Origin of the sequence: Brevundimonas sp., from assembly GCF_036963785.1 — a bacterium.
Lineage (GTDB): Bacteria > Pseudomonadota > Alphaproteobacteria > Caulobacterales > Caulobacteraceae > Brevundimonas.
In genome coordinates this window covers 426,069-449,380 of record NZ_JBALUS010000002.1, presented here as the reverse complement: position 1 = coordinate 449,380, position 23,312 = coordinate 426,069, and the positions used below count along the sequence as shown (strand labels likewise).

The following is a 23,312-nucleotide window of genomic DNA, read 5'->3' as shown; positions in this document are numbered from 1 at the left end:
AACAGGGCGGCTACCGTGATGGCATCGCCCCCCGGGGGTCAAGCGCTCAGGCGCTGGCCTGAAGCTGGCCGCAGACAAAGGCGGTCTCGCCGGCTTCCAGCAGACCTTCCAGCACATCCTCGACGTGCTCGGGGCCGACGATCAGGATGAAGCCGACGCCACAGTTGAAGGTGCGGCGCATCTCATGATCCGAAATGCCGCCGGTCTCGGCCAGCCAGTCGAACACCGCCGGACGCGGCCAGGCCTGCCAGTCGAAGGCCGCTTCAAGCCCGGGCGCGATGCAGCGCGGCGGGTTCTCGATCAGGCCGCCGCCGGTGATGTGGGCCGCGCCCTTGATCCAGCCCTGCTTCATCAGGGGCAGCACCGGCTTCACATAGATGCGGGTCGGCTCCATCAGCGCCTGGGCCAGGGTGCGGTCGTTGGCAAAGGGCGCATCGTCGGCCCAGGTCAGGCCGCGCGTCTCGATCACCTTGCGGATGAGCGAATAGCCGTTCGAATGCGGGCCGCTGGAGGCCAGGCCGATGATGACATCGCCGGTGTTCTGCAGATCATGGCGGGGCAGGGTGTGGCCGCGCTCGACCGCGCCCAGCGAAAAGCCGGCCAGATCATAGTCGCTGCCCTCATAGAGGCCGGGCATCTCGGCCGTCTCGCCACCGACCAGGGCACAGCCGGCCTGACGGCAGCCCTCGGCGATGCCCGCCACGACGCGGCGGGCGGCCTCCACGTCCAGCTTGCCAGTGGCATAGTAGTCGAGGAACAGCAGGGGCTCGGCGCCCTGGGCCAGCAGGTCATTGACGCACATGGCCACCAGATCGATTCCCACGCCGTCGTGGCGGCCGGTGTCGATGGCGATTTTCAGCTTGGTGCCCACGCCGTCGGTGGTTGCGACGATCAGCGGGTCGTTGAACCCGGCCGCCTTGAGGTCGAACAGGGCACCGAATCCGCCCAGCGAGGGCTCTGATCCCTTGCGGGCCGTGGATTTGGCCAGCGGCTTGATGGCGTCGACCAGCCGCTCTCCGGCGTCGATATCCACCCCCGCCTGGGCATAGGTCAGGCCGTTGGGCGGGGGAGAAGAACTGTCGCTCATCGAACACGAACCTGAATCAGTGGACGGAATTCCGGCGCCCCTCTTGCCATGAGGGCGCACGCCGGGGCTATAGCATTCAAATGACCCCGATCACCACCAATCCAGCCCTTGTCGACTTCTGTGCGGAACTGGCGAAGGCGCCGTTCATCGCCGTGGACACCGAGTTCATGCGCGAAACCACCTATTGGCCCCGGCTGTGCCTGATCCAGGCGGCGTCCTCCGAGGTGTCCGGCATCATCGACCCGATGGCCGAGGGGCTGGACATGGAGCCCTTCCTCGACCTGCTGCGGGATCCGAAGATCATCAAGGTGTTCCACGCGGCGCGGCAGGACATCGAAATCTTCGTGCGCCTCGGGGCCATGCCGCTGCCGATGTTCGACACCCAGGTGGCGGCCATGGCGGCCGGCTTCGGCGATCAGGTGTCCTATGAGGCGCTGGTTCGCCAGATGCTGAAGAAGGAACTGGACAAGGGCAGCCGCTTCACCGACTGGGCCCGGCGTCCGCTGTCGGATGCACAGCTGACCTATGCGCTGGGCGATGTGACCCATCTGGCGGCGCTGTATCCGCGCCTGCGCGAGCAGCTGGCCAAGGCCGGGCGGCTGGACTGGGTGCTGCAGGAGATGGGGGCGCTGACCGATCCCCAGCTTTATGACACCACACCCGAAAACGCGTGGAAGCGGCTGAAGCCCAAGAAATATTCGGCGAAATATCTGGCCGCCTTTGTCGCCACCGCCGTCTGGCGCGAGCGCATGGCCCAGGAGCGCGACCAGCCGCGCGGGCGAATCATCAAGGATGAGGCGATCGACGAGATCGCGACCCAGGCGCCGACCGATCCGGACGCCTTCAACCGCCTGCGGTCGGTGTCCAAGGGCTTCGGAGCTTCGCGGCTGGGCGAAAGCCTGATCGCCGAGCTGAAGACCGTGCTGGCCGACCCGGAGGCCCATGCGCCGGATATCGAGCGCCCGGGGCACCGTCCGGCAGCGGCGCCGTCGGTGGTCGAGCTGCTCAAGGTTCTGCTGAAGGCCAAGAGCGACAACGCCGGCGTGGCGACCAAGATGATCGCCAATGTCTCGGATCTGGAAAAGATCGCGCTGGACGATGACGCCCCCGTCGATGCGCTCAAGGGCTGGCGGCGCGAGATGTTCGGCGAGGATGCGCTGAAGCTGAAGCGCGGCGAGCTGGCGCTGGTGCTGAACGGCGCGCGCGTCGAGGTCGTCGAGATCGAGGGCTAGGCCGGCTCCCACAGCTCGATCGGGTTGCCCTCCGGGTCGTGGATGCGGGCGAATCGACCGACCTCGGGCGCGTCCCACTCGGCCTTGGTCAGCACCTCGATGCCGGCGACCTTCAGCGACGCGATCAGGCCGTCCAGATCATCGACGCGCAGGTTCAGCATCCAGCGCTTGTCGGCGGCGAAATAGTCGCTGTCGGCCTTGAACGGCGCAAACACCGTCGGTCCGGCCTGCTGGTTCCAGACGAACACCCCCGGCGGGGCGCCCACGCCCAGATGCTTCAGATACCATTCGGCCAGCGCCGTCGGGTCGTCTGCGCGAAAGAAGAAGCCGCCGATACCGGTGACTGCCATGGGTGTCCCTCCCTGTGCCGGGCCGGACGGTGCGCCGCTCAGTCGCCGCAGGCAAGGCCCAGCGTATCGGCCAGGGATTTCAGACGTCTGCGCGTCTGTTCGCCCAGCAGCATGTCGGCATAGCCGTCGGAGGGGGTGAGAGTCAGCGTGTCGTCGTCAATGGCAAGCCGGGCGCCGGCCAGCAGTTGCGGGGCCCGGCCGGACAGGTCGCAGGCCAGCCGGATCGCCTGACCCAGCGCCTTGGCGTGGCGGCGGCCCTCTTCGTCCAGCAGGCGGTTGATGACATCCGGCTGGGGCGTGGCCGAGGGCCCGCCGTAGCGGGCATTCAGCGCGCAGGCCAGGAAGGCGCGTTCGGCGTGGGTCTGGCCCGGCACAGGGGCGCGCAGGACCTGCTCGAACACCAGCTCGACCCGGTGGTCCGGGTGCAGGCGCGCCCCGAGATCGCACAGGTGACAGGCCGCCGTGGTCAGGGTGCGGTCGCGCCCACGGCCGAAGGTCTCGGGCAGGGCCGGCAGGACCGGATCGATCCAGGCCTGCACCGCGCCCGGCAACAGGGGCGAGATGCCCTGACGTGCGCCCCAGGTGGTGCAGCCGGCGATCAGCGGGTCGCTGGCGAGGTGTTCGGCGGTCAGCGCCTCCTGCAGCAGACCCTCGCGCAGGCCCCAGGCCGAGAACTCGACGGTCTTGAGCGCCAGCTTCTCGATCAGGGCCTCAAGCACCAGGGCGGCATAGGGCAGGGTCTCGGCCCGCCTGCGCGACACCCCCGGCGTCCGGTCCAGAGAGGTGCGCGACTGGCGCGAGACGAACCGGGCCACGTCGCGCGCATCGTCGGCGGTCATGGCATACTGATGGACGATCTGCAGCGGATAGTCGGACATGGCCATGTGCAGCTGGGCGATGCTGCGCCAGGCCCCGCCGACCGCGTGCAGGGTCGAGGTCTCGAAGTCTGCGGTCTTGCCCTTCAGGCGCTTGTCGATCTTGGTGCGCACCTTCTTGGCGTCGAAATCACTGTCGTCCGCCAGCGAAAAGGGGCCGAGCGGCAGGGTGATGCCTTGCCCGACCTCGCCCTTGCCCAGCCGGACCAGTTCCAGACTGGCCCCGCCCATGTCGGCCGCAACCCCCTCAGCGGTCGGATGCCCGGCCAGTACGCCCCGGGCCGCATAGCGAGCCTCGTCCTCGCCCGACAGGACCTGGATGTGAAAGCCGGTCTCGGCCGCCACGCGCTCGCAGAAGGTCACACCGTCCTCGGCCTCGCGGACGGCGGCGGTGGCCGCGACGAAGACATGCTGCGGGCGGACGCCCTCGATCACGGCGGCGAACCGGCGGAGCGCCGGCAGGGCCATGGCCACGCCCTCTTCCGACAGGCGGCCGGTCTGGGGCAGGTCGCGGCCGAGGCCTGCCAGCACCTTTTCGTTGAACACGGTCCAGATGGCCCGGCCTTCCAGCCGGTACAGCACCAGACGGACCGAGTTGGAGCCGATGTCGATGACCGCCGCATCGGCGGACGCGAGGGCCGTGGCCGGGAGGGACTCAGGCATCCGGACGATCGTAGCGCAGCGTCGCCGGCAGGGTCTTCACCTTGCTGCCCCGGCCCGACAGGCTGGGATTGGTCATGAAGTAGCGGTGGGCCGAGAAGGGCCGCTCGGGATCGGCGGGCTTCAGCCGGTGGTATTTGCCGTCTGAATCCAGCTCCCAGCTCTGGGCATCATCCTTGAGGTTGGCGACCATGATCTGGTCCAGAACCTGATCGTGCACGGTGGCGTTCAGCACCGGGGCCATGACCTCGACCCGGCGGTCCAGATTGCGGTTCATCCAGTCGGCCGAGGAGATGTAGACCCGGGCGCGGTCGTTCGGGAGATCGCGGCCATTGGCAAAGGCGACGATGCGGCTGTGCTCCAGGAACCGGCCGACGATCGACTTGACCCGGATGTTCTGGGACAGGCCCTTCACGCCGGGACGCAGGCAGCAGATACCCCGGATCACCAGGTCGATGCGCACGCCCGACTGGCTGGCCCGGTACAGGGCGTCGATGATGTCGGGATCGACCAGCGAGTTCATCTTGGCCCAGATGGCGGCGGGCTTGCCGCGGGCTGCGGCCGCCATCTCCTTCTCGATCAGGCTGATCAGCGACGACTTCATATTGAGCGGCGAGACGATCATCTCTTCCAGATCGTCAGGCTGGGCATAGCCGGTGATGTAGTTGAATACCCGGTTGGCATCGCGCGTCAGGGCCGGCTGGCACGAGAACAGCGACAGGTCGGTATAGATGCGCGCCGTCACCGGGTGATAGTTGCCGGTGCCCACGTGGCAGTAGGACCGCAGGGCGTCGCCCTCGCGGCGGACGACGACACTCAGCTTTGAGTGGGTCTTGTACTCGACGAAGCCGAAGACGACGTGCACGCCCGCCCGCTCCATGGCCCGGGCCCAGCGCAGATTGGCCTCTTCGTCAAAGCGCGCCTTGATCTCGACGACGGCGGTGACGTTCTTGCCGTTCTCGGCGGCCTCGATCAGGGCGGCGACGACCGGGCTGTCGCGCGAGGTGCGGTAAAGGGTCTGTTTGATGGCGATGACGTTCGGGTCGCGCGCCGCCTGCCGAAGGAACTGCACCACCACGTCGAAGCTCTCGAACGGGTGGTGGATCAGCATGTCCTTTTCGCGGATCGCCGCGAAGACATCGCCGCCATGGTCGCGCACCCGCTCGGGATAGCGTGGCTCATAGCCGGGGAATTTCAGGTCGGGATGGCCGCCGCCGATCAGCTCCGACACCTGGGCCAGACCCAGCATGCCGTCGATCATCACCACATCCTGCGGCAGGGCGTGCAGCTCGCGGGTGATGAAGTCGCGCAGATCGTCGGGCATGGACGCCTCGATCTTGATCCGCACGACCGATCCCATGCGCCGCTGCTTCAGCGCCTCCTCGAACTCCATGACCAGATCTTCGGCCTCTTCCTCGATCTCGATGTCCGAGTCGCGGATCAGACGGAAGGTGCCCCGCTCCAGCACGTCGCAGCCGGGAAACAGGTGGTCGATGAAGAGCATCAGCAGGCTCTCCAGCGTCACATAACGGGTGCGGCCCTTGGTCGAGCGGCCGTCGGTGGCCAGCGGCCAGAAGCGCTTCACCTGGGTCGGGACCGGCACCAGCGCATACAGGATCCGGTTGTCCCGCCGCCGCCGCAGCTTGAGCGCCAGCGAAAAGCCGAGGTTCGGCAGGAAGGGGAAGGGGTGGGCCGGGTCGATGGCCATCGGCGTCAGGATGGCGAACAGCTGGTTCAGGAACTCGGGTTCCAGCCGCTCGCGCTCGGTCTTGGTGGCGCGGCTGGCGTCGATCACCTCAATGCCGGCGTGGGCCAGTTCGACCTTCAGCTTGCGCCAGCGCTTTTGTTGGTGGGCCATCAGTTCCCCGGCCGCTTCATTGACCCGCTCCAGCGCCTGGCCGGGGGTCAGGCCATCGGCGGACAGCACCCGCACCCGCTCGCGCACCTGACCCTTCAGCCCGGCGACGCGGGTCATGAAGAACTCATCCAGGTTGTTGGCCGAGATCGACAGGAAGCGCAGGCGTTCCAGAAGGGGATGAGCCGGGTTTGACGCCTCTTCCATGACCCGCCCGTTGAAGGCCAGCCACGACAGTTCGCGGTTGATGAACCGCTCGGGCGAGGCCATCAGCGACTCGGACAGCTTCAGCTGCGGCGCGCGCGAGGTGGGCACGACCTCGCCGACGGCCTGATCGGTGATGGAGGACAGTTCGGGGGAAGGCGTATCCGTCATGATGCGGTTCTGACCCGTGCGAATGACAGTCGCAACCTCCGATCTCACTCCGGGGCGAACAGGTCGCCGCTTTCGTCCAGAACCCGGCGCGCCAGAACCCGTGTGACGGGGGCATGGGCCTGGTCCAGCAGGTCGACGATCCGCTCGACGCTGTCGGCCGACCGGTCCACCCGCCGGATCAGATAGTCGATGACATCGTCGGCCGGCTGCAGGCTGCGTTCGGCAAAGCGGGCGCGGAACATGGCCGCCAGAACGGTGTCGTCGGGCGGCTGGATGCCGAGCACCAGAAGGCCGTTCAGGCGCGACTTCAGGTCGGGCAGGGCGACGGGCCACGACCCGGGGGGGGCACGTGACACCAGCAGCACCGCACCGCCGGGGGCCTGGGCTAGGTTCAGCAGGTGGAACAGGGTCTCGTCATCCACCGTCTCGGCCGCATCCAGCAGCAGGGGGCGGCCCTCCAGCTCGAGCGGGTCGGCCTGGGCCACCTCCATGCCATGGAAGGGCAGGGCGCCGACGCGCTCGGCCCAGAGGCGCGCCAGATGGCTTTTGCCCGATCCGGGCGGGCCGTGGAGGGCCGCAGCACCCCCAAGGGCGGTCGGCCAGCCCTGCAGCGCCGCATGCGCGGCCGCATTCGACGCGGAGACGACAAACGCCTCCTCATGCCCGCTCAGGCCACGCCGGAGGGGCAGTCGCATCTGTCCGGGCCTGTCCGGGGAGGCTGTCATTCCGCTGACATATCAGAACCCGGCGCAAAGCCATCAAGGGCGCCTGTGGTCAGGGGGGACAAGCGCGCCCGCCTGTGGATGAACGGGTCAGCGCCGGGGCTTCAGCCGCCGCCACGCCACCTCGAGTCCGAGCGCCGCCAGTAGAGACAGGCCGGTCAGGGGGAAGATGATCCCCAGCGGCACGACAATGCCCAGCACGGCCGCACGGGCCCGGGGGTCGGTGGGCCGGGGCGGCGCGATCAGACCTGCGCCTCTCGGACGTCGCTTCCACGCCATCAGCCCGCCGCTGATCCCCAGCACCCAGATACCGATACAGCCGAACAGCATCAGCAGGCGGTTGAGCTCGCCGTACTGCAGGCCCTGGTGAACGGCGATGCCCCATTCAAAGGCCCGGGCGCCACCGCCGAACTGGTCCCAGCGCAGGTCGCCGACCACCTGCCCGGTCATGCCGTCGACGTAGAGGCTTCGGGCCTCCTCGGCCTTTCGGGTAACGCGGGAGACGGTGAAGGCCAGCGACGGGTCCTCCGGGATCGACACCGTATAGGGCAGGCCCATGCCCTCGGCCTCGGCCGCGGTGATCACGCGAGACAGGATGCCGGGGCCCTCGGAGGGCGCGTGCAGCACCGCATGTTCCATCGTCCAGCCGGTGCCGGAGGGGGCATTGTGACCCTTCCCATGGCTCCAGGCGCTGGCTGCGGCGGGGGCGGGGGGTCGGCCCAGACCGCTCTCGCGCATCACATTCAGGACCTTGTCACCCCAGACCGCCGACCAGGGCATGCCGGTCAGGGCCAGGAACAGAATGATTCCCCCGGCATAGAGACCGGTCACCGCATGGGCATTCCGCCAGAAGGGCCGCCGTGCGGGATCGCCGGGGCGGGGCAGGGCGACGGCGACGTCGTGGCCCTTGCGCGGCCACCACAGGAACAGGCCGGTGGCGACGAGGATGATGGCCCAGCCGGCCACGATCTCGACCAGGATGTTGAAGGGCTTTCCGAACAGTTCGAGGCTGTGCAGCTTTTTGACCACTTCCATCACCCCCTGTCCGCCGACCGTGCCGGTGACCTGACCGGTCCAGGGATCGACGAAGGCAGTGCGCTCGCCCCGATCGGTGCGGACGCGGACCTGCACGGCCCGGTCCGGGCGATCCGGGATGACGACGGCCGCAGCTGTGCCGCCGACGGCCTGCTCGGCGGCCTGTCGCCATTGATCGGGAGAGACGCGGGTCTCGCGGACCTCGACGGTGGCCAGCGATCGGTATGCGACGTCCTCGATCTCGGCCTTGTAGAGATAGAGGCCGCCGGTCAGGGCCATCAGCATCAGGACCGGCAGGACAAACAGCCCGGCATAGAAATGCCAGCGCCAGACAGTGCGGAAGGCATCCGAAAGGGGCGGCGGGGACGATGAGGTCATGAATATCTGCCGGGGCGACGCGCACGCCGCCCCGGCCCATTCCGGATCAATAGTTCAGTCGGAGGCCGACGAACAGCGAGCGGCCCTCGCCGGGCATGAAGACGGCGGTCGAGGCCGTGCGCGCGTCGGTGACGGCGCTGATCTCGCTGACGTAGCGCTCGTCCGTCAGATTGCGGGCGTCGACGAACAGGGTGGTGCCGTTGTCGAAATCCCAGCCGCCGTTCAGCCCCCAGACCGTAAAGCCCGGCGCCTTGAGCGTATTGGCATAGTCGACCCAGACGTCGCTCATGCGCCACTCGACCGTGGGGGTGACGAACAGGCCCGACGGATGCCGCCAGGTCAGCTCGGCCCGGTACTGGTGCTCGGGCACGACCGGCAGGCGGTTCCCTTGCCACAGCACGTCCTGATCGAAGTAGAAGTCGTTGTAATTATAGGTCTGGCGTAGCACGGCGGTCCCCCCGCCCGGCGTGATCGGCAGGGTCCATTCCAGCCCGGCCTCAAGCCCCTGGTGGACGGTGCGATCCCCGTTGAACGTCGCCGCCGGAATGTCCGGGCCGGTGATGTAGTTCAGGATCTCGCCGTCGATCTGACTGCGGTACAGGGTGACGTCCCAAGCCAGGGCACCCCTGCGGCCCCGGGTGCCGATCTCGGCGGTCCAGGCATCCTGGATGTCGACCGGTGTGAATCCCGTCAGCGGGGCCTGCACCAGGGCGCCATAGGTCGGGGGTTCCACCGAGCGGGTGACATTGGCATAGACCTGCACGCCGTCCTCGCTCTCCCACAGCAGGCCAAGGCGCGGCGAGAACCAGTCCCAGGTGATGCCGTCGTTATTGGCGGCGTTGCGACGATCCATGTAGTCGCGGGTGGCCCGTCCGTACGACCCCCCGGCCACGAGGGCCAGACGGTCGGTGACGAACAGCCGGCCCTCGGCAAACACATCCAGCCCCGTGGCCTTCTGCAGATTGTCCGCGGTCAGGGCTCCGGCCATGCCGCCGAGGTTGAGATAGCGCTGGCCGTCTACCTCGCCGTCGCGATAGCTGAGGCCATAGAACAGGTCGGCCTTCCGGCCGCCGATCTGACCGGTCCAGTCGAACCGCCCGAACAGGCCTGTCGTTTGCGAGTCCGTGTTGACCACCTGGAAGATCGGGTGCCACAGGTCCTTCTGCCAACCCCAGACCGCGCCCTCGAACACGGTCGAGTCGTCGAGACGCCAGCGGGTCTGCAGCGTCAGCCGCTTGACGGTCAGGTCGCGCGCCTGATCGCCGGCCAGGGCGCTCGCGCTGGCCATTTCGGGGGTGTTCAGCGCCTGCGTCAGGGTCAGGGCACCGGGCAGCTCCTGCTGGATGTCACCGGCCTGGAAGACCAGCCGCACCTCCCGGTCCTCGCCGAACGACCGGCCGAGGTTGAGGGTCAGCCGGCCCTGCGACTGCTGCGCGTGATCGCGGTATCCGTCGGACTCCATGCCCGAGACGGCGGCATAGAGGTCCCAGTCGCCCCACTGGCGGGCCATGGCAAACTGCGCGCGAGAACTGTCGAACGAGCCGCCCTCGACGCGGAGCTGGTTGTCATAGGTCGCCGTGCGGCCGGTCGTGGAGACGATATTGACCGCCCCGCCCAGCTGGGCCCCGCCGAAGCGCAGGGTGTTGGCCCCCTTGTAGACCTCGATGTAGCGCGCGCTCAGGACGTCGATGGCCTGAAAGTCTGAAAAGCCGTCGGCATCGGCGAACGGCACGCCGTCCTGGGCGAACAGCACACCACGCTGGTGGAAGCCCTGGGCGATGCCCGAGCCCCGGATCGACAGGCGGGCCTCCTCGCCATAGCGCTTCTGGGCCAGCACGCCGGGGACATTGCGCAGGGTGTCGTAAAAGCCCTGGGCGAAGCGGTCCTCAAAGGTCTCGGCGGCGACCACGGACACGGCGCCCGGGGTGCGCGACAGGCGGGTGCGGGCCTCGGCGACCACGGGGGGATCGTCCGGATTGCGGGTGCCGGTGACGATGATGGAATCGACCGTGGTTTCGGTCGCATCCTGGGCAAGGGCGGGGGTGGCCACGCAGGCCAGGGCCACCACGGACGTGGCGGCGAGCAATTGGGTTTTCACGCGGAAATGTCCTGAAAAGAGTCACGGGGGCGCACAGCCGGATCGGCCGGCGCGGGCAGGTGAGACGTCTTCAGGCGTAAGGTGGTGCGGTCGCGGGCGGCTTGGGCGAACGACGGACCGCCGGATGGGCAGTCTCTTGAACCGGCGCCGGGGCGACCGCCCGCGGCTCGACCGGTGGGGCCGACAGGGTGGCGGGCGGGACATCGACCGCCTGCAGCCCCGACAGCAGGGCCATGGCGCAGGTCAGGCCGGCGCGGGCGTCGTCATCCACTGGCACCGGGTGTCCGTCGGCATCGAAGGTGACGCGGACGATCTGGCCCGAACACAGCTGGACCGGGGTGTCGGTGGCGGCCGAGGCGGCGACGGCCGAGGGCAGCAGGGTGGCGAACACGATGGCGAAGGTCGCGGCCAGAATGGCCAGCGCCCGCGTCAGGCTGATCTCATCGGTCGGGTCGCGCGTCACGACTCTCCTATGCTACATTGTAACGCTCGCGGAAAGCCCCTCGCCAGGGGCGGCGCACCGGATGCCGGATCACCCGCACGCTTGACTTTCAGCGGCGATAATGCGCCCTTCCGCCCTCCCGAATTCTCCCCTTTTGACGACCGATCCAGACCCATGGCCGAGACGCATCTCTATCGCACCCACACCTGCGGCGCCCTGCGCGGCGACGACGCGGGCAAGACGGTCCGTCTGTCGGGCTGGGTCCATCGCAAGCGCGACCACGGCGGCCTGCTGTTCATCGACCTGCGCGACCACTACGGCCTGACCCAGCTCGTGCTGCATCCGGAAACGCCGGGCTTCGAGGCCGTCGAGCGCCTGCGCGCCGAAAGCGTCATCCGCGTGGATGGAGAGGTCGTCGCCCGCTCGCCCGAGACGGTCAACGCCACCCTGCCGACCGGCCAGATCGAGATCCAGGTCAAGGCCGTCGAGGTCCTGTCCGAAGCCGCCGAACTGCCGCTGCCTGTCTTTGGCGAGCCGGAATACCCCGAGGAGCTGCGCCTCAAGCACCGCTACCTCGACCTGCGCCGCGAGACCCTGCACAAAAACATCGTGCTGCGCTCGAAGGTGATCAGCTCGATCCGCCGCCGCATGGTCGATCAGGGCTTCCTTGAGTACCAGACGCCGATCCTGACGGCCTCGTCGCCCGAGGGCGCGCGCGACTTCCTCGTGCCGTCGCGCCTGCACCCCGGCAAATTCTATGCGCTGCCCCAGGCGCCGCAGCAGTTCAAACAGCTGCTGATGGTCTCGGGCTTCGACCGCTATTTCCAGATCGCGCCCTGTTTCCGCGACGAGGACCTGCGCGCCGACCGCTCGCTGGAATTCTACCAGCTCGACGTCGAGATGAGCTTCGTCACCCAGGAAGACGTGTTCGCCGCCATCGAGCCCGTCATGCACGGCGTGTTCGAGGAGTTCGCCGACGGCAAGCCGGTCTCGCCGATCGACCAGCCCCACACCTTCACCAACGACTTCGGCCAGACGCTGGAGCACAAGGGCTTTGAGCGCCTGACCTTCGCCCAGTCGATGGCCTGGTACGGCACCGACAAGCCCGACCTGCGCAACCCCATCAAGATGCAGGATGTGTCCGAGTATTTCCGCGACGGCGGCTTTGGCCTGTTCAACAAGATCCTGGCGGCCGACGCCAAGAACGCCGTCTGGGCCATCCCGGCCCCGACCGGCGGCAGCCGCGCCTTCTGCGACCGCATGAACAGCTGGGCCCAGGGTGAGGGCCAGCCGGGCCTCGGCTACATCTTCTGGTCCGACGACCAGCAGGCCTGGGGCGGCCCGATCGCCAAGAACCTCGGGCAGGAGCCGACCGAGGCCCTGATGACGTCGCTGGGCCTCGGCAAGGGCGACGCCGCCTTCTTTGCCGCAGGCCTGCCGGCCACCTTCGCCAAATTTGCCGGATCGGCGCGCACCCGGGTAGGCACCGAGCTGAAGCTGATCGACGAGGACCAGTTTAAATTCTGCTGGATCGTCGACTTCCCGATGTTCGAATGGTCCGAGGAAGAGAAGAAGGTCGACTTCAGCCACAACCCCTTCTCGATGCCGCAGGGCGGGCTGGAGGCGCTGGAGACCCAGGATCCGCTGACCATCCGCGCCTATCAGTATGACATCGTCTGCAACGGCTATGAGCTGTGCTCGGGCGCGATCCGGAACCACAAGGCCGAGATCATGCTCAAGGCCTTCGAGATCGCCGGCTATGACGCCTCGGTGGTCGAGGACCAGTTCGGCGGCATGCTGAACGCCTTCCGCTATGGCGCCCCGCCCCACGGCGGCCTCGCCCCCGGGATCGACCGGATCGTCATGCTGCTGGCCGGCCAGACGGCCATCCGCGAGGTCATTGCCTTCCCGCTGAACCAGCAGGGCGAGGATCTGCTGATGAACGCCCCGACGGCGGCCGACGAGCGTCAGCTGAAGGACGTGCACATCCGCACCGCCCTGCCGATCAAGGTCTGACCATACCCTTCACCCTCGGACTTGATCCGAGGGTCGGGACACGCGCGACCTGACCCGTCAGTCCCGATCCTCTGGTCAAGCCAGAGGATGACGCGTGAAGCCGTTTAGCGCCCCGCGACGACGACGCGGGGCGGTGCCGGCGGCCGGGGCGCGGCCGGAGGCTGAACCCGCGACAGGTTGCGGCAGCTGCGGCCCGTCAGACCGCCGGGCAGGCGGGTTGAGGAGTCGGCGCAGGCCTCACTGATCTGGGACTGGGTCAGGCCCCGCGACAGGCTGAGGTCGGTGCCGCGGATGTCGGCCCGCTCCAGAGAGGCGCCGGTGAAATCGGCCCGCGAGAACGAACCGCCCGTCAGCCGGGCCCCGTTCAGCTCCGCGCCGCGGAAGTCCGCGCCGGCGAAATTGCCATTCGACAGGTTCGAGGCCGTGACCTCGGCATTGCGGAAATCGGCGCCGCGCGCATTCACATTGGCCAGGGTGACGCCGAACAGCTCGGCCCCGTTCAGATTGGCCCGCACCAGGATGGCGCCGTTCATATTGGCACCGCCGAGAGCCGCACCGGACAGATTGGCCCCGGACATGTCGGCGCGCACGAACACCGATCCCAGCCCTTCGATCCCGTCCAGACGGGCATCGGTGAAATCGGCCCCGGTGAAATTGGCGGCGACCAGCGTCGCGCCGCGCAGGTCGGCCCGGGTGAAGTCCGCGCCCGAGAAGTTCGAGCCGACCAGCTCGGACCCGCGCAGGTCGGTTTCCACCAGAGTGGCGTCGATGAAGGTGGCGGCCGTAAAGGTGGCGCCCGACAGGTTCCGACCGGACAATTCGCAGCGACGGCAGGTGCCGCCCAGCGAGACCACGCGGGCGACGTCGGGGTCCTGCGGAAAGACCTGAACCTCGCGCGTGAACCGGGTGTCCTGACGGTCGGTGTGGGTATCGGTGTCCCCGGCCCGCGCCGCTGTGGCGGCCAGGGCCGTCAGCAGCGCCAGTCCGATCAGGGCGGTGCGGCCGCTCCGTTCAGGCTTCGCAAAAGGGATCACGAGACTTTTCACGCCTTCTCCATGCCGCCATTCCCCACAATTCCCTACTTAATTCGGCGTAAGGATCGGGTCCTTCAGCAGGCGGGAATGCGCAGCGATCCGGGCAGCTGGGTGGCCGCGTCGCCGCAGGCCCGGTCCAGCTGGCGCTGGGTCAGGCCGGTGGCACCCTGCATCTGCGCGCCTGAGAAATTCACCCCGTCAAGCCGGGCCCCGGAGAAGTCGGCGCCCTCCAGAAAGGTCCCGACAAAACTGGCATTGGTCAGGTTGGCGCCGCCGAATCGCGCACTGGAGAACACCGCCCCATAGGCGTCGACGTCGCGAAGGTCGGCATTGGTAAAGCGTGTGCGGTTCATCACCGACAGGCTGAGATTCGCCTGACGCAGGCGCGCGCCCGACAGGTTCAGGCCTCTCGCCTCAAGGTAGGAAAAGTCGCCCTGGAACAGGTTGCACCCGGGGCAGCTGTTGCCGGCGCGCACGCGGGCGATCTGTCCGGCATTCTGGGCCATGGCCGGTTCGGGCAGGGCGCTGGCCAGCACCAGAACGACAGCGGACAGGCTGAGGGCGGCAGCAAGAGAAGAGCGGGTCATGCGAGGTGTCCCAGGCGGTGATAGGTCGCGCCCCGTCTTGCAAGATTCGCGCCGCAAGGAGAGCCTCGGCATGGGACGATCCACCGCTGGACGCGCCCGGTGCCGGTTCGTATGATGTCACACCGGCGCGCACAGGTCCGCGCCTTCTGTCATGACTGGGTTCCGAGACGTGTTGGGCAAGCTGTTTTCCTGGTGGGGTGGTGCGACCATCGGCACGCTGTTCACGGTGGCCAAGCGCGGACGCCTGGTCGGCACCGACGAAATGGGCAATCGCTATTACGAATCGCGCGACACCCAGAGCTATGACGGGCGTCACCGCCGCTGGGTCATCTATGACGGCTATGCCGAGGCGACCAAGGTGTCGCCCGACTGGCATGGCTGGCTGCACTACACCTTTGACGAACCGCCGACCGAGGATGCCCTGCACCGCCAGAGCTGGGAAAAGGACCATATGCCCAATATGAGCGGCACGCCCATGGCCTGGCGTCCGCCGGGATCGGTCCTGACCGAGGGGCGCCGCCCCGCCGCGACCGGCGACTATGAGGCGTGGAAGCCCGAATGAAGCGCCCGGCCCGCATTCTGGGACTGGTTGTGGTTGCCACCGTGGCGGTCGGCGGCGTGGGCGTGACCGCTGCGCTCAATGACCGTCCCCAGGACGCGCGCCCGATTCAGGATCCGCCGGCCGGCCCCGCCCCGGCGCAGGACCCGGCGCCGACCAACAACAGCCTCGGTCCGACCGAGACCGCGCCCAATGCCCAGCCGGCCCCGGCCGCACCCGTGCCGGTTCCGCCGACGCCCGAGGAAACGACCGCCGCCCTGAACCGGGCCCGGCAGGGGGAGGCTCTGAACGAGATCGCGCCCCCCGCCCAGGTTGAGGCCGAGGAAGAAGAAGAGGTCGAGGTCGTCGAGGCTCCGACCGAACCCGAAGGCCCGCCGCCCCCGCGCCAGCGTCGCCGCGTCGCGGTCGTCCAGGCGGTCGACAAGGTCACGGCAGAATCGATCCGCTTCGAGGTGGAGGTCGGCGGACGCCCGGTCGCCTTCAAGCGCGAGTTGATCTTCCGGGTGCGGGCCTGCGAGGTCTCGGCCGAGGAAGAGCGCGATCAGGAAGCGGCCGGCTATCTCGAAATCAGCCTGCAACCGCGCGGTGTGATCACCGGTGCGGAGCCGCGCCAGTTGTTCCGGGGCTGGATGTTCTCGTCGTCGCCGGGCATCGGCGTGCTGGAACACCCCGTCTATGACGCCTGGCTGGTCGACTGCCGCGCATAATCCAGCGCCTGCTGCCCGGTCATCTCCGCCCTGAACGCCGCCATGTCGGGCGTCTGCTCCAGCGCGGGCCGTAGCGCCCGCATGTACAGGCGGTGGGGCACATCGACGATGTTGAACTGTTTCAGGTGACTGTTGACGAACTGGGCGTCCAGCAGGCTGAACCCGGCCCGGTTGAGCCGTGCCACCAGATGCACCAGCGCGATCTTTGAGGCATCGCGCTGCCAGGTGAACATGCTCTCGCCGAAGAACGCCCCGCCGATCTGCACCCCGTACAGCCCGCCGACCAGGGCCGGACCCGCCCAGCATTCGACGCTGTGGGCGTGACCCCGGGCGTGCAGCTCGGTGTAGACCTCCTGGATGCGGCGGTTGATCCAGGTGTCCCACCGGTCACGGATTACGGCGGCGCACCCGGCGACGACCTGGGCGAAATCCCCATTGACCCGCACATCCAGCGTCGTGTTGCGGACCGTCCGGGCCAGCCGCGTCGGAATGTGAAACCGGTCCAGCGGGATCACCCCGCGAAAGTTGGGACGGAGCATCACCAGATCATCGGCGTCACGGCTGTCCGCCATGGGAAAGGACCCATAGCGATAGGCATGCAGCAGATAATCGGCGGTCAGCGCCTCCGGCTCAATCGGCGTGGTGAGCGCCTCGCTCAGCTGGCCGGCCCCTTCTGGCGCCTGGCCCAGTTTTCCAGCCAGTGGATGTCGTAATCTCCGGACAGGATGTCGGGCTCGTTCAGCAACTTCTGGAACAGGGGAATGGTGGTGTCGATGCCGCCGACCACCATCTCGTTCAGGCTGCGCTTCAGCCGTGCCAGACAGGCTTCGCGGTCGCGCCCGTGCACGATCAGCTTGCCGATCAGGCTGTCGTAATAGGGCGGGATCGTATAGCCGGCGTAGATGGCGCTATCCATGCGTACACCCAGGCCACCGGGCGCGTGATAGTCGGTGATAGTGCCGGGCGACGGGGTAAAGGTCTCGGCATTCTCGGCATTGATGCGACATTCGATGGCGTGGCCGGTAAATTTCACATCCTCCTGGCTGAACGACAGCGGCTCGCCCGCGGCGATGCGGATCTGCTCGCGGACCAGGTCGACGCCGGTGATCATTTCGGTGACCGGGTGCTCGACCTGCAGGCGGGTGTTCATCTCGATGAAGAAGAACTCGCCGTCTTCCCACAGGAATTCGATGGTGCCGACGCCCAGGTAGCCGATCGCGGCGATGGCCTTGTTGACCGTCTCGCCGATGGCGACACGCTCGGCCGCGGACAGGGCGGGCGAGGGGGCCTCTTCCAGGATCTTCTGGTGGCGGCGCTGCAGCGAGCAGTCGCGTTCGCCCAGGTGCACCACATTGCCGTGGCTGTCGGCCACGACCTGAAGCTCGATATGGCGCGGCTTCTGCAGATAGCGCTCCATATAGACCGCGCCATTGCCAAAGGCCGCCTTGGCCTCGGACTGGGCGGTCTGGACGGCCTCGACCAGATCGTCGGCGGTCAGGGCCACCTTCATGCCGCGTCCGCCGCCGCCCGCCGCCGCCTTGACGATCAGCGGGAAGCCGATGGTCTTCGAGGCTGCAATGGCTGCTTCGATCGTCTCGACCTCACCGGCCGAGCCGGGCACGCAGGGGATGCCGGCATCCAGCACGGTCTGCTTGGCCGTGATCTTGTCGCCCATGATGCGGATGTGCTCGGCCTTCGGACCGATGAAGGTCATCCCGTGCGCCTCGACGATCTCGGCGAAGCGGGCATTCTCGGACAGGAAGCCATAGCCGGGGTGGATGGCCTGGGCGCCGGTGATCTCGGCGGCCGCGATGATCGAGGGGATGTTCAGATACGACTTGGCGGCCGGGGCCGGGCCGATGCAGACGCTCTCGTCGGCCAGACGCACCCACATGGCGCCGCGGTCGGCTTCCGAGTGCACGGCCACGGTGGAGATGCCCATCTCCTTGCAGGCGCGGTGGATGCGCAGGGCGATCTCACCCCGGTTGGCGATCAGGACCTTGCTAAACACCGGCTCAGGCCTCGAGCAGGACGAGGGGTTCGCCGAACTCGACCGGCTGGGCGTCGCCCACCAGCACATCCGCGACCACGCCGTCGCGCGGGGCCTGGATGGGGTTCATGGTCTTCATCGCCTCGACGATCAGCAGGGTCTGGCCCTTCTTCACCTTGTCGCCGATGTTGATGAACGGCGGGGCCTCGGGCGAGGCCTGCAGATAGACGGTGCCGACCATCGGCGACTTCACCTCTTCGCCCGATTTGGCGACGATGGTGGCGGGATCGCTGGGCATGGGCGCGACGGGCGCTGCGGCCGGGGCCGCGGCCGCCGGGGCCGGAGCCGCCGCATAGGTGACCGGTCCGGCCGCGACCGTCAGCTCGCGGGCCACGCGGATCTTCAGCTCACCGCGCTCGACCTCGATCTCCGAGAGCTCGGTTTCCTTCAGGATGTCCGCCAGCTGGCGGACCAGGGTGGTGTCGATCTCGGCGTCGTTCGGCAATTTCTTCACAGCCATAGGGGAGGGGACCTTCTTGTTCATTCTTCAACGAGCCGCGGCGTCAGCGCGTTCCTGCGCCAGCCGGAGCGCGGCCTTGACCGCCAGCTCGTAACCATGGGGGCCGAAGCCCGAAATGACGCCGGTCGCGACCAGCGAGACATAGGAATGGCGCCGGAACTCCTCCCGCGCCGCCGGATTGCTCAGATGGCACTCCACGACCGGAATGTCCAAGGTCTTGAGCGCATCCAGCAGGGCAATCGAGGTGTGGGTAAAGGCCGCAGGGTTGATCACCAGCGCCCGCGCGGTGCCCCGCGCCGCGTGGATCCACTCGACCAGCTGGCCCTCGTGGTTTGACTGGCGAAAGACCACCGGCACATCCCCGGCCGCCGCCTCGCACAGCGTCTGGATGTCGGCCAGGGTCTCGCGCCCATAGATGTCCGGCTCACGCTCTCCCAGCAGGTTGAGGTTCGGGCCGTTCAGAACGTGCAGGGCGAGGGTCTCGGGCATTGCGCTCATGAAAAGGGCGGACCGACCGGAATCGGACCTGCCTTTTAGCCGAGGCGGGGCGGTTATCAAACCGCGTGCGTGAAAGATTGCCCCTGCGGCAACCCGGTGCGGCCGGGCGCGTCGGCCCGGCATCTGGCGTCCCTTCCCGGAATGCGGCAAGGGGGCGGACAAATCACCTCCCCGGAGACTGCCTTGGACCGCCTCAGACAGATTGTGACATCGCCCCGGACCGAGCGATTCATTCTCGTCCTGATCATCCTGAACGCGATCACCCTCGGGCTCGAGACCAGTGCGTGGGTGATGGACCGCATCGGGCCGATGTTGCTGGTTCTGGACAAGGTCGTGCTGGCCATCTTCGTGGTGGAAGTGGTGGCCCGGATCGCCGTGCACCGGCTGGCCTTTTTCAAGGACCCGTGGAGCCTGTTTGACTTTGGCGTCGTGGCCATCGCCCTGGTGCCGGCCGCCGGCCCGTTCTCGGTGCTGCGCGCCTTGAGGATCCTCAGGGTGCTGCGCATGATCACCATTGTGCCGTCGCTGAAGCGCGTGGTCGGCGCCCTGATCAGCGCCCTGCCGGGCATGGGCTCGATCGTCCTGCTGATGGGGCTGATCTTTTATGTGGCGTCGGTCATGGCGACCAAGCTGTTCGGGGCCGACTTTCCCCAATGGTTCGGCTCGATCCCGGCCTCGGCCTATTCCCTGTTCCAGATCATGACGCTGGAGAGCTGGTCGATGGGCATCGTGCGGCCGGTGATGGAGGTCCATCCCTATGCCTGGATGTTCTTTGTGCCCTTCATCCTGTGCACCACCTTCACCATGCTGAACCTGTTCATCGGCATCGTCGTCAACGCCATGCAGGCCGAGCACGAGGAAGAGGCCCGGGCCGAGCGGCACAAGCTGGAGGAGGACCTGCGCCTGGCCAGCGAGGAACGCCAGAAGGCCCATGCGGAGGATGTCGCCGACATGGCCGCCCTGCGCGGCGAACTGGCCGAGTTGCGACAGGCCATGACCGATCTGACCACCAGCCTGACGCGCCGCCCCGGCTAGATGGATGCTGCGCCCCTGTGCTAGGCGGGCGTCCTGCCGAGGAAGGACGCTGCCGTGCTGCATATCCAGGTCAATGGCGAGGACCGCGACGTCACCGCGACCACCCTGACCGGTCTGGTCGAGGAACTGGGTCTCGACCCGCGCAAGGTCGCCATCGAGCGCAATCTCGAGATCGTGCCGAAGTCCCTGCACCCCACCACCGCCCTGACCGACGGCGACCGCATCGAGATCGTCCAGTTCGTCGGCGGGGGGTGATCAGCCGCGGGCCTGGGCCGGCGGGAAGACCGGCGGCGGCAGGGTGAGTTGCGTGTCGGAGACCGCCTCTCCGGCAAAGAAGCGGACCAACAGGTCCTGAACCTCCGGGTGGGCCTCGAAGACATTGTGCCCGGCATTCTCGACGATGATGCGGGACCGGTTGCGGAACTGGTCGACCACCTCGGCCTGCTCCTCCAGCGGGGTCCGGCCATCCAGGGTGCCGGCGACCAGCAGGGCGGGCGTGTCGATGGTCAGGGGCGCGCGGAACGTCTCACCCAGATCCAGACCGGGCACGACCCCGGACAGGTGCGGCATGGGAAAGTTGAGGGCGTCTCCGAGCACAGAGGTGGGGGCCACTTCGGCGACCAGGGCCGCCCGGGCGGGCGAGATACCGGACGCAAGGTCCATGGTCTCGGGCATGCCGGCGATGTCCAGCAGGCCATCCAGCCGGCCGTAGAAGCGCGAGAGGACGGCGGTCTCACCGGCCTCCAGTGCCAGATAGAGCGACGGCAACAAGGACAGGCTGGACGGATTGGCGATGAGGCCGCCGGCGAGCATCTGGATGGCAAAGCCGCCGACCTGCGCCTCGACCGGGGCACCCCGGTAGGTGGAGGCGAGGGCCACCGGCTCGGCCTCCATCCGCGCATGCACCCGCCGCATCAGCGCCGGCAGGCTGGGCACTGCGGCGCGAAGAGAGGCGTCGCCGTCCAGCAGGGCGTCCACGCGATCGAGACACTGGTCGAGCCGGTCGGGGCGCTTCACGGTCTGGTCCTGTCCCTCCAGACTGGCCAGGGCGACCCGGCCGATCCGGTCGGGATGGCGCCTGAGGGCCGACAGGGCGAGGTGCGAGCCGTAGCTGATGCCCCACAGGTCGATCCGCTTGGCGCCCAGATGCGCCCGCAGGGCGTCCAGATCGTCGGCGCTTTCCGCCGTCGTATAGCCGCGCATGCCGATGCCGCGCGCCATCCAGGCGTCCCATGCGGTGCGGTAGGCCTCGCGCACATGCCCGGTCAGCCCCGCGCGGGTCAGTGGCGGTACGGGCAGGGGGACGAGGTCGAGCGGCGGGATCGAGGCTGACAGACCCGTGCCGCGCTGGTCGAAGGCGATCACATCCGCGACGGCCCGCAAGGCCATGAAAATCGGAAAGCGGGGACCGGTGGCGGTGCCGGTGCCCGTGCCCCCCGGACCGCCCGACAGATAGACGATCGGATTGCCGGGGGTCGGTGACGTCGAGGGGAAGCGCACATAGCCGAGACGGATGGTTCGCGACGCCGGATCGTTCCGGTCCTCCGGAACCTCGAGGAAGCCGCGTTCGGCATCGGTCTCGGCCCCGCGCCAGCCGGTGAACCGGAACGGGCCGGCCGCGTCCTGCGCGATGGCCAGTGTGGGGAGGGCGAGGCCGGCGGCGGCCAGAACGGAGCGGCGGTTGATCTGGATGGGTTTCATGCCGTCGTTTGTCCTCCATCCGACCGCCCTCCGTCGCGGTCGGATCGGTGAGCGGCGCCTCCGGATCGGTCAATGACCGGCGCGCCCGGTGAAGGGTGGGCTAGGATCGGCCCATGGCACGGTGGCTGATTCTCATTGGGGTCCTGGTGGCCGCGTTCGCGGCGACGGCGACGGCGGCGGCGAGCGAGAGCTGGGACGTCTGCGACGGACCACCCGGTGCCAGCACATCGACCTGCGCGCCGTTGCAAGGGCCCGTCGATCCTCAGGGGCGGGAGCTCTGGCTGCGCAAGCGCCAGGCCACGCCGACCGGGCCGGGGCCTCATGCCCTCTATCTGGTCGGGGTCGCGTCCTCCGAGGCCTGGCTGAACGGACAGAGGCTGGGGCGGAACGGCCGACCGGGCGCCACCCGGGCCGCCGAAGTGCCGGGCACCTATCAGGCCGCCTTTCCCATCAGCGATCGCCTGTGGCAGCCAGAGGGGAACACGCTCGTCGTTCACCTGTCCTCCTTCCACGGCGGCTTGCGACTGGACTATCCGATGGGGGCGGTGCTCGTGGCGCCGTATCCCTATCCCATGCCGAAGGTGCTGATGCCCGCCATGCTGCTGGCCGCCGGGGCATTGCTGGCGGCCGCCTTCGGCTTCGGCGTCATCCACGCGATCCGGCGCACGGGGTCCAGCCTGGCCCTCGCCGGCATGGCGGGCGCCGCCGGCCTGCATGCGGTGCTGGAAAGCGTGAATCTGATCGGCACCTACCCCTATCCGCTCCACATCTGGCGGCTTGTCGCGATCTGGGGCCTTGCGGCCCTGTTCGGCATTCTGCTGGTGTCGTGGGTGACCGCGCGCTTCTGGCCGATGGCCGGTCGCAGGACGTCGGTGGGCGCCGCCCTGCTGGTGGCGACGTCGCTGGTCGTGCCGGGCTTTGACGCCAAGACGGCTGCCTCGCTCGGACTGGGCCTTGCGCTCGCGGCGGCGATTACCGCCCGGGGCGTGTACCGCCGCCAACCGGGCGCCCGGGCGATGCTGGCCTGGCTGGTCCTGATCCTCGGCGTGCTGACGATCTGGCCCGACGTGTTCGTCAACCTGTCCTATTTCGTGCTGGCAGCCTGTCTGGTCCTTCCGCTGCTGATGGTCGAGGTGGTGCGTCTGGGATGGGAGGCCGAGCGCCGGGAGACGGCCCTCGCGCGGGCGGCCGGCAGGCCCGACCGCCTGACCGTGACCTCATCCCGCGGTGTGGTGCTGGTCCCGCTGGCCGACATCGTCGCCATCCTCGGCGCCGACGACTATGTCGAGCTTCGACTGGTTGACGGCCAAACCCTGCTTCACGCGGCCCGTCTCGACACCCTCGAGCGCGACCTGTCTCCCGCCTTCGTGCGCGTGCATCGGTCGGCTCTGGTCAACCTGGCCCATCTGACCCGGCTGGAGCGGGAGGAGGGGCGGTGCCGCGTGCACCTGTCGCACGGCGAGCCGCTGCCGGTCAGCCGGGGCCGCCTGGCCACCGTGCGGGCGGCCCTGGACGGTGGCCCTGAAGCCCCGACCGCATGAAATCGCCGGACGCTC

General features: G+C 68.2%; 22 protein-coding genes. 7 read left to right on the top strand and 15 right to left on the bottom strand.

Annotation, left to right across the window (positions count from 1 at the left end; genetic code table 11):
* Positions 1-46 precede the first annotated feature (46 nt).
* A complete protein-coding gene (gene purM, locus V7672_RS05825; protein WP_335623651.1) occupies positions 47-1,087 on the bottom strand; it encodes a phosphoribosylformylglycinamidine cyclo-ligase in 1,041 nt (346 codons plus the stop codon).
* Between the two features lie 80 nt (positions 1,088-1,167).
* Here purM and rnd point away from each other — a divergent pair, with 80 nt between their 5' ends.
* Entirely contained in the window at positions 1,168-2,319 is a 1,152-nt protein-coding gene (gene rnd, locus V7672_RS05820) for a ribonuclease D (RefSeq protein WP_335623650.1), read from the top strand.
* On the opposite strand, the gene V7672_RS05815 is transcribed toward rnd, so the two are convergent.
* From V7672_RS05815 to V7672_RS05785, 7 genes are all read right to left on the bottom strand, one after another.
* A complete protein-coding gene (locus V7672_RS05815; protein ID WP_335623649.1) occupies positions 2,316-2,669 on the bottom strand; it encodes a VOC family protein in 354 nt (117 codons plus the stop codon). The genes rnd and V7672_RS05815 overlap by 4 nt on opposite strands.
* 38 nt (positions 2,670-2,707) lie before the next feature.
* Positions 2,708-4,207, bottom strand: coding sequence for a Ppx/GppA phosphatase family protein (locus V7672_RS05810; RefSeq protein WP_335623648.1), 1,500 nt, complete (start codon positions 4,205-4,207; stop codon positions 2,708-2,710).
* Positions 4,200-6,434: an RNA degradosome polyphosphate kinase gene (locus V7672_RS05805; protein ID WP_335623647.1), complete on the bottom strand. Its 2,235-nt coding sequence runs from the start codon at positions 6,432-6,434 to the stop codon at positions 4,200-4,202. Before V7672_RS05805 ends, V7672_RS05810 begins: the two co-directional genes overlap by 8 nt.
* A gap of 44 nt (positions 6,435-6,478) precedes the next feature.
* Positions 6,479-7,129 carry a DnaA ATPase domain-containing protein gene (locus V7672_RS05800; protein WP_335623646.1) on the bottom strand — a complete coding sequence of 217 codons (651 nt, stop codon included), beginning with the start codon at positions 7,127-7,129 and terminating at the stop codon, positions 6,479-6,481.
* 117 nt (positions 7,130-7,246) lie between these two features.
* A complete protein-coding gene (locus V7672_RS05795; RefSeq protein WP_335623645.1) occupies positions 7,247-8,569 on the bottom strand; it encodes a PepSY-associated TM helix domain-containing protein in 1,323 nt (440 codons plus the stop codon).
* A 46-nt stretch (positions 8,570-8,615) separates the two neighbouring features.
* On the bottom strand, positions 8,616-10,667 hold the full coding sequence (locus V7672_RS05790) for a TonB-dependent receptor family protein (RefSeq protein WP_335623644.1): 2,052 nt from the start codon (positions 10,665-10,667) through the stop codon (positions 8,616-8,618).
* A 70-nt stretch (positions 10,668-10,737) separates the two neighbouring features.
* The gene (locus tag V7672_RS05785) at positions 10,738-11,130 is read right to left on the bottom strand and encodes a hypothetical protein (protein ID WP_335623643.1); all 393 of its coding nucleotides are present in this window, start codon (positions 11,128-11,130) and stop codon (positions 10,738-10,740) included.
* A 153-nt stretch (positions 11,131-11,283) separates the two neighbouring features.
* Here V7672_RS05785 and aspS point away from each other — a divergent pair, with 153 nt between their 5' ends.
* The gene (gene aspS / locus V7672_RS05780; protein WP_335623642.1) at positions 11,284-13,125 is read left to right on the top strand and encodes an aspartate--tRNA ligase; all 1,842 of its coding nucleotides are present in this window, start codon (positions 11,284-11,286) and stop codon (positions 13,123-13,125) included.
* Between the two features lie 104 nt (positions 13,126-13,229).
* Here the strand turns inward: aspS and V7672_RS05775 are convergent, their stop codons facing one another.
* Positions 13,230-14,159 (bottom strand): pentapeptide repeat-containing protein, encoded by a 930-nt coding sequence (locus tag V7672_RS05775; RefSeq protein ID WP_335623641.1) that lies wholly within the window; start codon positions 14,157-14,159, stop codon positions 13,230-13,232.
* Between the two features lie 74 nt (positions 14,160-14,233).
* Positions 14,234-14,746: a pentapeptide repeat-containing protein gene (locus tag V7672_RS05770; protein WP_335623640.1), complete on the bottom strand. Its 513-nt coding sequence runs from the start codon at positions 14,744-14,746 to the stop codon at positions 14,234-14,236.
* Positions 14,747-14,897: 151 nt separating this feature from the next.
* Between V7672_RS05770 and V7672_RS05765 the strand changes: the two genes are divergently transcribed.
* Both V7672_RS05765 and V7672_RS05760 read left to right on the top strand, forming a co-directional pair.
* Positions 14,898-15,308, top strand: coding sequence for an NADH:ubiquinone oxidoreductase subunit NDUFA12 (locus tag V7672_RS05765; protein WP_335623639.1), 411 nt, complete (start codon positions 14,898-14,900; stop codon positions 15,306-15,308).
* A complete protein-coding gene (locus V7672_RS05760) occupies positions 15,305-16,012 on the top strand; it encodes a DUF2155 domain-containing protein (RefSeq protein WP_335623638.1) in 708 nt (235 codons plus the stop codon). The genes V7672_RS05765 and V7672_RS05760 overlap by 4 nt, the downstream gene beginning before the upstream one ends.
* On the opposite strand, the gene aat is transcribed toward V7672_RS05760, so the two are convergent.
* Genes aat through aroQ form a run of 4 tightly spaced genes read right to left on the bottom strand, consistent with a single transcriptional unit; the run spans position 15,979 to position 19,011 of the window.
* Positions 15,979-16,647 (bottom strand): leucyl/phenylalanyl-tRNA--protein transferase, encoded by a 669-nt coding sequence (aat, locus tag V7672_RS05755; protein WP_442888994.1) that lies wholly within the window; start codon positions 16,645-16,647, stop codon positions 15,979-15,981. The genes V7672_RS05760 and aat overlap by 34 nt on opposite strands.
* Positions 16,648-16,667: 20 nt before the next feature.
* Positions 16,668-18,023 carry an acetyl-CoA carboxylase biotin carboxylase subunit gene (accC, locus tag V7672_RS05750; protein WP_335623637.1) on the bottom strand — a complete coding sequence of 452 codons (1,356 nt, stop codon included), beginning with the start codon at positions 18,021-18,023 and terminating at the stop codon, positions 16,668-16,670.
* Between the two features lie 4 nt (positions 18,024-18,027).
* Positions 18,028-18,522, bottom strand: coding sequence for an acetyl-CoA carboxylase biotin carboxyl carrier protein (gene accB, locus V7672_RS05745; protein ID WP_335623636.1), 495 nt, complete (start codon positions 18,520-18,522; stop codon positions 18,028-18,030).
* 27 nt (positions 18,523-18,549) lie between these two features.
* Positions 18,550-19,011, bottom strand: coding sequence for a type II 3-dehydroquinate dehydratase (aroQ, locus tag V7672_RS05740; protein WP_335623635.1), 462 nt, complete (start codon positions 19,009-19,011; stop codon positions 18,550-18,552).
* Between the two features lie 192 nt (positions 19,012-19,203).
* On the opposite strand from aroQ, the gene V7672_RS05735 reads away from it, so the two are divergent.
* Together V7672_RS05735 and thiS are read left to right on the top strand one after the other, a co-directional pair.
* Positions 19,204-20,055, top strand: a complete 852-nt coding sequence (locus V7672_RS05735) for an ion transporter (RefSeq protein WP_335623634.1) — start codon at positions 19,204-19,206, stop codon at positions 20,053-20,055.
* 57 nt (positions 20,056-20,112) lie between these two features.
* Positions 20,113-20,310 (top strand): sulfur carrier protein ThiS, encoded by a 198-nt coding sequence (gene thiS, locus V7672_RS05730; RefSeq protein ID WP_335623818.1) that lies wholly within the window; start codon positions 20,113-20,115, stop codon positions 20,308-20,310.
* On the opposite strand, the gene V7672_RS05725 is transcribed toward thiS, so the two are convergent.
* Entirely contained in the window at positions 20,311-21,756 is a 1,446-nt protein-coding gene (locus tag V7672_RS05725) for an alpha/beta hydrolase (protein WP_335623633.1), read from the bottom strand.
* 113 nt (positions 21,757-21,869) lie between these two features.
* Here V7672_RS05725 and V7672_RS05720 point away from each other — a divergent pair, with 113 nt between their 5' ends.
* A complete protein-coding gene (locus V7672_RS05720; protein WP_335623632.1) occupies positions 21,870-23,297 on the top strand; it encodes a LytR/AlgR family response regulator transcription factor in 1,428 nt (475 codons plus the stop codon).
* Positions 23,298-23,312: the final 15 nt, after the last annotated feature.